Source organism: Chryseobacterium sp. 2987 (assembly GCF_031456375.1).
In the GTDB taxonomy this organism is placed as follows: Bacteria; Bacteroidota; Bacteroidia; order Flavobacteriales; family Weeksellaceae; genus Chryseobacterium; species Chryseobacterium vaccae.
In genome coordinates this window covers 375,665-388,210 of the sequence record NZ_JAVDUN010000004.1, presented here as the reverse complement: position 1 = coordinate 388,210, position 12,546 = coordinate 375,665, and the positions used below count along the sequence as shown (strand labels likewise).

The window sequence follows — 12,546 nt, the reverse complement described above, 5'->3', positions numbered from 1 at the left end:
CCTATTGCCTATTACTTATTTTAGACAGTTGTCAATCGTAATGTATTGGTTTTTCCGCCTTCGTAAGATGGAGTAGCATTGATGTTGATTACGAAATCTCCGGTTTCAATATACCCGTAATTATGCGTTAACATATTGACCTGGATAATCGTTTCATCCGTAGATTTTTTCATGTCATAATAGTAAGCATGTACTCCCCAAAGAAGGTTTAACATGGTGATTACTCTTTTGTTACCGCTGTATACAATGATATGGGAATTCGGTCTGTGGGCAGCAAGCTGGAATGCTGTATATCCGGAATGTGTAAGCGTAACAATAGCAGAAACGTTGGTTGTTTTAGCGATTCTTACCGCAGCAAGACATACCCTGTTGGTGATGAATCTTTCATCGATGCAGTTGTAATCTTTCTCGATTGGCTCATTTTTATGCTGATAAAAATGGGTCATTTCAATATTCTTTACAATTTTTGCCATGTTTTCCACTACCTGCACCGGGTATCTTCCTACAGAAGTTTCTCCGGAAAGCATTACCGCATCAGCACCGTCCAATACAGAGTTGGCTACGTCATTTACTTCCGCTCTTGTCGGCGTAAGGCTGTTGATCATAGTTTCCATCATCTGGGTTGCAATAATCACCGGTTTTGAATAGAATCTTGCCTTTTCTACCAGGTTTTTCTGGATCGCAGGAACTTCTTCCATCGGAACTTCAACACCTAAGTCACCACGGGCAACCATTAAGCCATCACATTCCAATAAGATTTCATCAATATTTTTAACCCCTTCAGGCTTTTCAATTTTCGCAATAATTGGTGTTTTGAATTTACCATTCGGGTGGGCATCAATCAGCTTTTTCAGATCAATGATATCCTGTGCATGGCGTACAAATGAAAGAGCAATCCAGTCAACCTCCATGTCAAGCATGAAGTTAGCATCCTGAATATCTTTTTCCGTAAGCGCAGGAAGAGATACATTGGTATTAGGAAGGTTTACTCCTTTTTTAGAGCTCAGAGGACCCCCTTGAATTGTTTTAGCCTTTACCGTATCCTTTTCATTGGTTTCCGTTACTTCCAGTACCAGTTTACCATCATCAATAAGGATTCTTTCCCCCACTTTTACATCCTGAGGAAACTGCTGATAGGTCATATAAACCTTGGTAGAGTCACCTTCTATTTTTTCATTGGTGAATGTCAGGATATCTCCCGGGTTAAGATAAGAACCTTCCTTTACAACGCCTACTCTCAGCTTTGGTCCCTGAAGGTCGCCTAGGATTCCTACTGAATAGCCATATTCTCTATTGAGTTCTCTGATGATGTCAATATTGCTTCGAACCAGGTCGTAATCCGCATGTGAGAAATTTATTCTGAAAATATCAACACCCGCTTTCATGAGTCCTAACATGACCTCCTTCGATGAAGAAGCAGGTCCTAGTGTTGCGATAATTTTTGTCTTCTTTAAATACTTATTCATAATACTGGATAATTTGATAAAGTTCTTCGTCAGAACTTAGTGTGTAATCTTGTATCGGAAACACAAGATTTTCAGGGAGCAAAATTACGGAAAAATCAGGAAATTGTTCCGAACTATGCAGAATATATTCTACATCTGCCTGATTATTTAATAAAAATTTAATGTTTTCTTCTCCTGTGAAGAGCTCGGTCTGTAGTTTTTTTTGCTTACTTTCCGAAGACCGGTTTGAAATAAATGTAAAACAAGTCCTGGTAGACTTGTGGTAGGCTTCAAATCTTGGAAAAAAATAGTCATAATAGTCCCCGTGAAAGACAAGATCCTTCTTTCTGGAAAAATTGAGGCCGTTGTTCTGATTTATTTTGTAGAAAAACTCATGAGCGGGTATATCTTTTGCTAATCTTACCAATCCTATGGCAATATCTTCAAATTCTATATCATCCAGATCATAAAGTTTTTGAATTTCCAAGTATGTTTTCTTTTTTGTTTAAAATATAAAATGCCCTCTGTGCTGCCTTTTCCTCTGCTTTTTTCTTGGAAGTCTCTGCCGCGTTAGCTATTCTTTCATCTCCCAGCCATACATGGCACCTGAAGACGACCGCCTTATTCGCCTGGATTTCCTCGCAGGTTTCGTACTTTATATTTACTTTTTTCTTCTGGCTCCATTCAAGCAGAAGGCCTTTGTAGCTTACAATTTTGTTCTCAAGCTTGTTGATTTCCGTAGGGGTCAGAAGCTTTTCAAGAATAATTCTTTTACAGGCGTCATACTGAAAATCCAGATAAACGGCACCAATAAGTGCCTCAAATAAATTTCCGGAGATATTTTCACCTAAAGCTGCAGAACCCTGCTTCTGCAGAAGGTCGGTAAGCTTCAGATCTTCTCCTAATTTATTAAGGTTTTTCCTGTTTACGATTTTTGATTTCATCTGCGTCAGATAGCCCTCATTGGCCTGAGGATAAGTCTGGAACAGATGGCAGGAAATAATGGTACCCAAAACAGAATCTCCCAAAAATTCAAGCCTTTCATAATTGCTGTCTTGATTTTTAGAAGAACTTTTCAAAGAAAAAGCTTCACGGTAGAGCGCGACATTTTGAACCTCGGTACCCAACATTTTGTTCAGTTCAGTACTAAGGAAGTAATCTCTCTCCGTTAATTTTCTTTTTCTTTTTTTGAGAAGGAATTTAGAAAAGTATTTCTGTAACTCCATTCAGTAAATTTAGATTTTCTTAAATAGAACGCAAGCGTTGTGCCCGCCAAATCCAAAAGTATTGCTCATGGCTACTTTTACATCTTTTTTCACAGCTTTGTTAAACGTAAAGTTAAGTCTGCTGTCAATATTTTCATCATCAGTAAAATGGTTGATGGTAGGAGGAACAATACCATGAATAATAGTTCCCAACGCAGCGATAGCTTCAATGACACCAGCAGCACCCAGAAGGTGACCAGTCATTGATTTTGTAGAATTAATCTGAATATCGTAAGCGTGTTCACCCAATAGTCTTGAAATTGCGTTGGATTCTGCAATATCTCCTAATGGAGTAGAGGTACCATGCATATTGATGTGGTCTACTTCATCAGCAGTTAAGCCTGCATCTTCCATACAGTTTTTCATAACCAGGTAAGCGCCTAAGCCTTCAGGATGTGGGGCCGTCATGTGATGTGCGTCTGCACTCATACCGCCTCCTTTTAATTCTGCATAAATTGTGGCACCACGTTTTACCGCGTGCTCATATTCTTCAAGGATGATACATCCTGCACCTTCACCCAGTACAAATCCATCTCTGTCTTTGTCAAATGGTCTTGATGCTGTTTTAGGATCATCATTTCTTGTAGAAAGTGCCATCATTGCATTGAATCCACCAACACCACTTGCTGTAACGGCTGCTTCAGAGCCTCCGCACACAATAACGTCTGCTTTTCCAAGCTGGATAAGCATTTTGGAATCAATTAAAGCGTTTGCAGAAGACGCACATGCAGATACCGTTGTATAATTCGGCCCGTGGAATCCGTATTCAATTGAGATGTGTCCCGGCGTAATATCCGCGATCATCTTAGGAATAAAGAACGGGTTGAATCTTGGTATTTCAGTGTTGGCCCAACCTAAAACTTCAGTTTCGAAAGTTTCTAAACCTCCGATTCCTGAACCCCAGATGACACCGACTCTGTTTTTATCCACATTGTCTTCAATAATTCGGGAATGTGCCACTGCTTCTTTAGCAGCTACCATACCCAATTGAGTATTACGGTCCATTTTCTTAGCTTCTTTCTTATCGAAATGCTGCAATGGATCGAACCCTTTTACTTCGCAAGCGAACTTGGTCTTAAAGTTTGTGGCATCAAAAAGAGTAATCGGAGCTGCACCGCTCTCACCTTTCACAAGATTTTCCCAGTATTCTTTTGCATTTTTTCCAATCGGTGTTATTGCGCCAAAACCGGTTACAACTACTCTTTTTAATTCCATAAACTTTTTAAATTTTCTTTTTTGTTGAAGAATATTATTTATTTACTACTTCCTCGATATAAGCGATAGCGTGTCCTACAGTAGTAATTTTTTCAGCCTGATCATCAGGGATTTGAATGTTGAATTCTTTTTCAAACTCCATGATAAGTTCAACTGTATCCAATGAATCAGCTCCTAGATCGTTAGTGAAGCTAGCTTCAGGAGTTACTTCTGTTTCTTCAACGTCAAGCTTATCAGCGATGATAGCTTTTACTCTTGATGCAATGTCTGACATAGTAAATTATTTTTTTAATTGTTAGATGGTGCAAATATATAAAATTCTTTACGATAAAACATTTTTTTAGTCTTTTTTGTGGACAACGATTCCTGATTTTGGATAATAAAACTTTAGTCTTTTCGTTTTCAGGAGTTTATATTTGTATATATTATATAGTGTTTGGATTTGATTTTATCTGAAACCGATTTGATTTTTTTTAACCAGCTATTGCTAAAAGAACCATTTTTTCACCCTACCTCATCATTCTGAAACAAACATGAATGATTAAGCTGAGCTTTTTAACAAAGTTGAATTGAGCTTTACAACAAAATGATGAGATCCTTATTATCGGAACTTTGTCCTGTACAATTAAAATAAATACATACATACCTATGAAACGTATAGACAAAGCTTACATCAATGGTGAATTTACCGGATTAAACGGTACTGAAGTCTTTGACCTTATTAATCCTTCAAACCATCAGAAAATTGGAGAAGTAGTACTGGGGGATGAAATAGATACACAAAACGCGATTGCCGCAGCAAAAGAAGCTTTTAAAACATTTTCGAAAACAACTATAGAAGAACGTATTGTCATTCTTGAAAATCTAAAGAAATCTGTACAGGGCCGTGAAGAAGATCTTATTGAAACCATGATCCTGGAATATGGAGGAACACGACAGTTTTGTACCATGAGCTTTCAGAATATGGTAGGAGGTTTTGATCATATGATAGAGACCTTACGTGATTTCGAGTTTACCAGGAAGGCCGGAAATACTCAGGTACAGATGACACCGGTTGGCGTTGTAGGAATTATTACTCCCTGGAATTCCAGCAACAGCTTTATCTGCAATAAGTTTGCGACTGCCGTTGCAGCAGGATGTACGGTAGTGGTAAAGCCCAGCGAGATGAGTGCATTGCAGACACAGGTTATTATGGAGTGTTTTCATAATGCAGGCCTTCCAAAAGGTATCTTTAATGTGGTGAACGGATTGGGCAGTATTGTGGGGAATGAGATTGTTAATAGTAATGATGTGGCTAAGATATCCTTTACGGGTTCTACTCAGACAGGTAAAATGATCGCTAAAGGAGCCGTGGATTCAATGAAGAGAGTTACGTTGGAACTTGGAGGGAAATCACCTAATATTATTCTTGATGATTCAGATTTGAAACAGGTCATCCCTCAGGCTGTTTTTGGAGCTTATATGAACAGTGGCCAGGCTTGTATTGCGCCTACGCGTTTACTGGTTCCCCGTTCAAAAATCAAAGAAGTAAACACCATTGCAAAAGAAGCTGCAATGCAGGTTATTGTTGGAAATCCTGCTAATGAAGAGACCAATGTAGGACCCATGGTTTCTGAAAAGCAATACGAACGAGTACAATTTTATATTAAGCTTGGAATAGAAGAAGGAGCAGAGATATTAGCAGGAGGTATTGGAAAACCCGAAGGTCTTGAAAACGGAAACTTTGTAAAGGCTACTATTTTTACCAATGTTCACAACGATATGCGGATTGCACAGGAGGAAATCTTTGGTCCTGTACTATCCATTATCCCTTATGAAAATGAAGAAGAAGCTGTTGCAATAGCCAATGATACCACTTATGGATTGGCTGCTTATATCTCTTCTGCGGATGAGAAACGTGCTTTGAATGTCGCGTCACAAATTGAAGCCGGAAGGGTTTGTATCAACGGCTTTAAGCATGATCCTCTGGCTCCGTTCGGTGGATTTAAACAGTCGGGAATTGGAAGAGAATTTGGAGCATATGGTTTAGAAGAATATCTGGAGCCTAAATCAATTTTAATATAAAAATAATTAAAAGCAGTATATTTAACAGTCAGACCGAAAGGTTTCGTTCAATATGAATCGTATAAAAATGTCTGAAGACTTAAATTATATCAATTATTCCTGCTACTTTACTGTTTTTCGTGAAGGCGAGCAGTTTGTTTCTTACAATGCCTTGTCTATGGTAATTTCAGGAGAGATGGAACTTAATGACGGGGAGAATAGGAAGGTATTTCGGAGTGGAGATGTATATCTTGTCAGGAAAAATCAGTTATTAAAGTTTTTGAAAAAACCAGGTGAGGAAGCAGGGTTTAAATCTTTATCCATCAGGCTTGATGACGGAATGCTGAAGCAGATGAGCACAGAGGAACGTTTTGCAGTTCCGGAAAAAGTTAAAACTCCTGTTTTTATAGAGCTGTCACATGTTCCGCATCTGAAATATTTTATGGAATCTCTGTTGCAATATCAGGATCTTTTAGAAAATAAATCTCCGGAACTGGCTTTCTTAAAACAGAAAGAAGCATTGCTGCTATTATTTGGATATGATCCGTCATTAAAGAATATTCTCTATGATATTTCCGAACCTTACAAGATCAATCTTGAAGAGTTTATGCTGAAGAATTACCATTTTAATGTAAAACTTGACCGCTTCGCCTACCTTACCGGAAGAAGCCTGGCTGCTTTTAAAAGAGATTTTGAAAAGATATTCGGAACAGCACCCGGAAAATGGCTGCTTCAAAGAAGGTTACAGGAAGCCCGCTATCTTCTGGAAAAAGGGAAAAAGATTTCGGATATCTATCTGGATCTCGGATTTGAAGATCTTTCCCATTTTTCATTTGCATTTAAAAAGCAATTTGGATTGCCACCTAGTAAATTGTCCTTATAGCATCTTCTTGTATAAGAAATCATAAACGGGGCTAGCTCTTTTTTGAACCAGCCCCGTTTATTTTACTTATCTTTTACTGCAGCCTGAATGAAGCCTTTTTCGTATATTCATATACCTCCCTGAAGTTTCCAGCCCTGCAATAATAAACTGTTTATTTCTTTTTATATCTCTTCAATAGAAAAGCTGCTGATAATCCTGTATTTCATGGTTTATAGTTTTTTAGTTGGACTAAATATATAAATAAAAAGCAATTGATATTTTGAATAACTGCAATTTGCGGCTTCATTATTTGCTGTTATTCATTATTTATGAGTACCTTTGCCATGATTCTCATTTATTTGAGTTTTCATGGTTATTAGTTTTTATCCTCGAAGCAATTCGGGGATTTTTTTTGCTTTGTGATATTGACTTTTATAATAGAAAGATAAGGTAAGACGTTTTTGAGTGGCTTTGGGATAAAAACAAAAAAGAGAAAGTGTAATTATATACAAATTCTCTTTAGTTTAAAAAGTGGAGTTGGAGGTTTTTGAACCTATCATATTTTAACATAACCTAAAATATGTAATGTATCTATTTATCAGTATTTTAACTATATTTGTATAAGCTAATATACTTAGTTTTTATGTCTAAATATAGAAGAAGTAGCACCTAAACTGGCACCTGATGAACTACACTTTTAAACTTAAACAGCCCAATGGTACAAAGGAATCTTTGATTTATTTCCGTTCTTTTTTCAACAATGAAAATAAGAATTTCATCTATTCTACGGGTGAGAAAATAAAACCAAGCGAATGGGATTTTGAAGGCAGACAACCAAATGATCTAAACGGGAGGACTAAAAGGGCAGAAATTCATCGAAGCGTCAAAATGCAATTAGATCGGTACAGCAGTTTCTTCACAGAGATCGTTAATCGATATAAGAACATAAATGAGGAACTTACCGTCGATATTCTTAAACAAAGATTTGATGAAAAGTTCAAAAAAATTACTGTTAAAAGTGATTTCTTTAGAATTTATCAGGAGTTTTTAGATGAGAAAGAAAATGACTATACTGGGAATTCAATTTCAAATTCTACTTTAAAGCGTTACAAATGCAATAAGAATCTACTCGAAGATTTTGAAAGCAATTGTAAAGTTAAGATTACTCTGGGAAAATTTGATGATAAACTTTACAATAGGTTTTTAAAGTACTGTATTGAGGAAAAAAAGCATTCTGCAAATACATTACATAGAAATGTTGGTTTGCTCAAAACTTTCCTTCTTTGGGCTCTCAATAAAAAATATACATACAATAACAATTTTATTACTTTTAAAAAACCTGCGAAATTCACAACTGATGAAATAGCTCTAAATTATGAACAAGTTGAGCTCATATACAATTATGACTTCAGTGATAATAAAAGATTGGAAAGGGTACGTGACCTTTTTGTTTTTGGATGCACTACAGGAATGAGGTTTGGCAATTACAGCACGATCTCAAGAAGTGATGTTGATGGTAATTTCATACGGGTCATTGATTTAAAAAGTAAATCTAAAAACTTAGCAATTCCTTTAAACAGTATTTCTAGATCAATACTTGAAAAGTATGATTATAATCTTCCAAGTATTACAAATCAAAAGATGAATGAATATATTAAGGAGGTTTTTAAAAAGCTGGAATTTACTGATGAAATAAAGAAGACTATGAAGTATGGTGATGAGTTGGTAGATCAAAAAGCTGAGTTTTGGACAAGAATTTCCTCACATACTGCAAGGAGAAGTTTCATCACTATAATGAAGAACAAACGAGTTCCGGATAAAGTTATTATGAGTTACACTGGTCATACTAGCTTGGAAGTCTTTAATGCTTATTACAGACCAAGTGAGGATGATAAGATCAACTATATGAATGAAGTTTTTAAATAACTACGCTATGGATCAAAAAAAACTTTATGGACGTTGGAATTTTTGGGAAGAATTTGTAGGCTATCCAATGATGATTTATTTCTGGATTAGAAGGCCAAAGATTCACGAACGTTTGCGAAGTAGAATTGAAAAAGCGCAACAAAAATCCTCTAAAATCGCTCTCGATGAAAAGTTGAGAAATGAATTTTTGATCAGATATGAAAAGTTAGACAATTTCTTCATTTTTCATTTCAGAGATATTGATGCATCAAGAAATCACAATTTTGAAGAAAAGATCCAGTACTGTTTGGATCAATACAAAAAAGAATCAAACACCCTGTTAAGTCCAAGTAATCTGATGAAATTGCAGGGCAATTTTTTAAATGGTGCCGAAACTACACTTTTTCTATATTTCGCGTTAAAACATAAAACAAATAGAGAAATTAGTTTATCTGATATTATGATTGGTGATAACAGTTCAAAAATTCTTCTCGCTTTTTTAAAAGACAAAAAATTCATCGATGAAAATCACAATCTGCTGGTAGATCAGAAATCTTCATTTATAAGAATTCACCGTTTTCTAAAAGACAATCACATAATCAATCCAGATTTTCAAGATACTACAATAATCGAGGCTATGGAAAATGAATATAATACCAATTTTGACAAAGGAACATTTTCAAGGGCAGTAACTGTGAAACCCAGTGATTTTGAGGAAAGTATCTACAAAGAATTATCTAAGCTGTTTAATATCAGGTATTAAACTATACGCAATTGAGTAGAATTGCATCATTAGTTATTTCAATCTTACAATTTTGTCTGCAAATAAATATCACAGATTATGCAGACAACAAATCCATTCCAAACCATCCTCGACGAATTAGGGGAAGTAAAAGACTTACTCTATTCCCTAAAAAAAGAACCTGAAATCGCGTTGAAAAAGAAACTATACTCTATCAAAGAGTGTTCAGAAATTCTTAAACTCGATTACCAGACCGTACGCTCACACATTTTAAAAGGCAACATCAAAGCAGAACAAATAGGAAGATTCTACAGAGTCAATCATTTTGATCTGATGGATGCTTTAAACGAGGTCAAATCGCTTAAGTATAAAAGATAGATAGATATTTTATTTATCAAATATTCTAATTAACCCTTTCGTATTTCCTGTACGGAACCAAACCTTTAAAATATGAGCGAAAAAATTCCATACCTCAGGGTAGGCACAACCTATTATAAAACTATCGAGAAACCATTGATCTCCGGAGACAAGATATCAATTTTGGTACGATGGAACCGTGAAACAATTATTAGTGACCACGGAAAAATCTACGTTTCAAAAGTTTCAAAATATGATGGCTTCTGCTGTATTCCTTCTCATCTGGACTATAAGCAGATCATAGACGGATTTTACAATATGTACAATGAAATTCCTTATCAACCAATCAATGAAAGTATAAGTTCTGAAGCTTTAGAACACAAAATTCCATTCTCACTTAAATTTATGGAGCATATTTTCGGAGAGCAATTGGAGCTAGGATTAGATTACATAAAGATATTGCTGGAATATCCAACGCAGATACTTCCAATTCTTTGCTTGGTAAGTAAAGAAAGAGCTACTGGAAAATCAACTTTTATCAAATGGCTGAAATCTATCTTCGGATTAAATATGACCTACATCAAAGGAGACTCATTTAGCAGTCAGTTCAATTCAGATTGGACTTCAATGCTGATTGTTGCAATTGATGAGGTATTCTTTGATAAAAAAGAAATCACGGAACGCTTAAAATATCTTTCTACTACTGACAAAGATAAGAAAGAGGCAAAGGGAAAAGATCGTGAAGAAGTCGAATTCTTTGGCAAATTTATTCTCTGCTCCAATAATGAGGACAACTTCATTCAGATCGATGAAAATGAGATTAGATTCTGGATCATTAAAGTAAAATCAATCAAAAGCGAAAATACCGAATTTCTAAAAAATCTCAACAAGGAGATTCCTTATTTTCTTCGATACTTAATTCAAAGACCCTTCCACAGTAATAAGCAGACAAGGATGTGGTTCACGGACTCACAGATCAGGACAAAGGCTCTTCAAAGATTGGTTTGGAAGAATAATAATAAACTGGAATCCAAGATTATCGAACTGCTATATGAATTTTTCCAAAATTGCGAGGACAAAATTATTAACTGTATTCCTCAGGACATTTTCAATATGCTTGGTAAGATGTTCAGCAAACAATATTGGACAGTCAACGATGTCCGGAAAATCTTGAAAGAAAACTGGAAACTTGAACCTCAAAGTAATTCTTTGTCCTATATCAAATACGACCTAGATTATGGTTTAAGTTTTTTTCAACAGAACAAAACAGGACGGTATTTTACAATAGAAAGGAATTTTATTCTTCAAAAATTTGATGAAATGATGAATTAATTGATAATGAAAGTAAAATCAATTAGTTACATCTCATCAAAAGCCTCATCAAACTTTTCAGCCTTGATCTTTGATGAGAGGATGATGAGAATAATATTTCCACTTTGATGAGATGATGAGACTTTGATGAGAGTGTAAGATATTATCAATTAGTTTCTTATAAGGCTTTCTCATCAATTCATCAATAATTAGTCAAAACTAAACTCGTCCGCCTGAACTGATAGGACACCTACTATTTACTGTTAAAAAAACATTTAAAATTACAAAAATGAACTGCAAACAATTCAACAGCATATCGTTGGAAGAAGTCCTCCTTGTTCTCGGACACCTTCCAACGAAACAAAATGAAAAAGAAGCTTGGTATCTCAATCCATTTTCCACCGAATCCCAAGCATCTTTTAAATTGGATAAGAGAATTAATGCCTGGTATCTTCATTCAGAGGGTATAGGCGGTAACAATACCGATTTTATGAAGAAATATTTGAAGACTTCGGTCAATGAAGTTCTGGACTGGGCACAAAAACAAAATTTTTCTTCTTTTCATCAGCAACTACACATTAAAAAATCGGAACCTAATTACAAAATTGATGAAATAATGGATATCCAGAATCCAAACCTGAAAAAATATTTGCAGGTACGCGGATTAAGTCCTAAAATCTATAACTATATAAAAGAGGTACGATTTACAGTTGGAGATAAGAAACTGTATGCCATCGGATTCGAAAATTTATCCGGAGGCTTTGAGCTTCGTAATTCATTTTATAAAGGTTCATTGCTGAAAAAGGATATTTCAGTAATTAATCTCAATTGTGGTTTACGGGACATATTAAGTGTTGAAGTTAAAAATATCAAAAGTTCAGCAGTTTTTGAAGGCTTTATGGATGCCCTGTCTTTTATAGAAATGCAGAAATCTTTCGCAGGAGATATCCTCGTAATGAATTCGATTGCTCTTTTAAATAAGTTGATGGAACATCTGAAAAACTACTCTGATATCAATCTGTTTCTCGACAATGATACCGCAGGAATAAAATGTAAATCTCAGATCATAAAATCATTTCCGGAAGCAAAAGATCATTGCGGAATTTATTCCAACCATAAAGATCTCAACGAATTTTTGATACATCGAATAAAAAATGATGTAGCTAATAAATCAGGAAAGCGATCTGAAAAATTCCCTGAAGCGGACGAATTGCAAGTAAGACATCAGAAACCTGAACTTACAGATTCAAATCGTTTTAAAAGGAAACGTTGATAAAGCTTGCTGTATGTTTTACCAACTACCCGCAGAAGTTAGGAGCGCATTCGCAACTTTGAAGGTCGTTCCTCCCAACAAAGTTTCAAATACGCTCTGCGAGGCTTTAACCTGAGTAAAATAGCATA

The 12,546-nt window shown here is 35.6% G+C and carries 12 protein-coding genes; 7 read left to right on the top strand and 5 right to left on the bottom strand.

Annotated features, from left to right (window positions below):
- Positions 1-20: 20 nt before the first annotated feature.
- From pyk to J2Y40_RS14540, 5 genes are read right to left on the bottom strand one after another with little or no spacing between them, the layout of a single operon-like run.
- Positions 21-1,466 carry a pyruvate kinase gene (gene pyk / locus J2Y40_RS14560; protein WP_153395872.1) on the bottom strand — a complete coding sequence of 482 codons (1,446 nt, stop codon included), beginning with the start codon at positions 1,464-1,466 and terminating at the stop codon, positions 21-23.
- Positions 1,459-1,932 carry an IPExxxVDY family protein gene (locus J2Y40_RS14555; RefSeq protein ID WP_153395870.1) on the bottom strand — a complete coding sequence of 158 codons (474 nt, stop codon included), beginning with the start codon at positions 1,930-1,932 and terminating at the stop codon, positions 1,459-1,461. The genes pyk and J2Y40_RS14555 overlap by 8 nt, the downstream gene beginning before the upstream one ends.
- Positions 1,910-2,671, bottom strand: a complete 762-nt coding sequence (gene rnc / locus J2Y40_RS14550) for a ribonuclease III (RefSeq protein WP_153395868.1) — start codon at positions 2,669-2,671, stop codon at positions 1,910-1,912. The genes J2Y40_RS14555 and rnc overlap by 23 nt, the downstream gene beginning before the upstream one ends.
- Positions 2,672-2,680: 9 nt before the next feature.
- Positions 2,681-3,925, bottom strand: coding sequence for a beta-ketoacyl-ACP synthase II (gene fabF / locus J2Y40_RS14545; RefSeq protein WP_153395866.1), 1,245 nt, complete (start codon positions 3,923-3,925; stop codon positions 2,681-2,683).
- A 34-nt stretch (positions 3,926-3,959) separates the two neighbouring features.
- Entirely contained in the window at positions 3,960-4,199 is a 240-nt protein-coding gene (locus J2Y40_RS14540; RefSeq protein WP_002976354.1) for an acyl carrier protein, read from the bottom strand.
- 374 nt (positions 4,200-4,573) lie between these two features.
- On the opposite strand from J2Y40_RS14540, the gene J2Y40_RS14535 reads away from it, so the two are divergent.
- The 7 genes from J2Y40_RS14535 to J2Y40_RS14505 all read left to right on the top strand — a co-directional run bounded on the left by J2Y40_RS14535 (position 4,574) and on the right by J2Y40_RS14505 (position 12,418).
- The gene (locus J2Y40_RS14535) at positions 4,574-5,989 is read left to right on the top strand and encodes an aldehyde dehydrogenase family protein (protein ID WP_309999705.1); all 1,416 of its coding nucleotides are present in this window, start codon (positions 4,574-4,576) and stop codon (positions 5,987-5,989) included.
- 67 nt (positions 5,990-6,056) lie between these two features.
- Positions 6,057-6,851 carry an AraC family transcriptional regulator gene (locus J2Y40_RS14530; RefSeq protein WP_309999702.1) on the top strand — a complete coding sequence of 265 codons (795 nt, stop codon included), beginning with the start codon at positions 6,057-6,059 and terminating at the stop codon, positions 6,849-6,851.
- Positions 6,852-7,514: 663 nt separating this feature from the next.
- Positions 7,515-8,756 carry a tyrosine-type recombinase/integrase gene (locus tag J2Y40_RS14525; RefSeq protein ID WP_309999701.1) on the top strand — a complete coding sequence of 414 codons (1,242 nt, stop codon included), beginning with the start codon at positions 7,515-7,517 and terminating at the stop codon, positions 8,754-8,756.
- Positions 8,757-8,763: 7 nt separating this feature from the next.
- Positions 8,764-9,498, top strand: a complete 735-nt coding sequence (locus J2Y40_RS14520; protein ID WP_309999699.1) for a hypothetical protein — start codon at positions 8,764-8,766, stop codon at positions 9,496-9,498.
- 78 nt (positions 9,499-9,576) lie between these two features.
- On the top strand, positions 9,577-9,855 hold the full coding sequence (locus J2Y40_RS14515; RefSeq protein WP_309999697.1) for a helix-turn-helix domain-containing protein: 279 nt from the start codon (positions 9,577-9,579) through the stop codon (positions 9,853-9,855).
- Positions 9,856-9,927: 72 nt separating this feature from the next.
- On the top strand, positions 9,928-11,166 hold the full coding sequence (locus J2Y40_RS14510) for a DUF5906 domain-containing protein (protein ID WP_309999695.1): 1,239 nt from the start codon (positions 9,928-9,930) through the stop codon (positions 11,164-11,166).
- 268 nt (positions 11,167-11,434) lie between these two features.
- The gene (locus J2Y40_RS14505; protein ID WP_309999693.1) at positions 11,435-12,418 is read left to right on the top strand and encodes a toprim domain-containing protein; all 984 of its coding nucleotides are present in this window, start codon (positions 11,435-11,437) and stop codon (positions 12,416-12,418) included.
- The last annotated feature ends 128 nt before the right edge of the window (positions 12,419-12,546 follow it).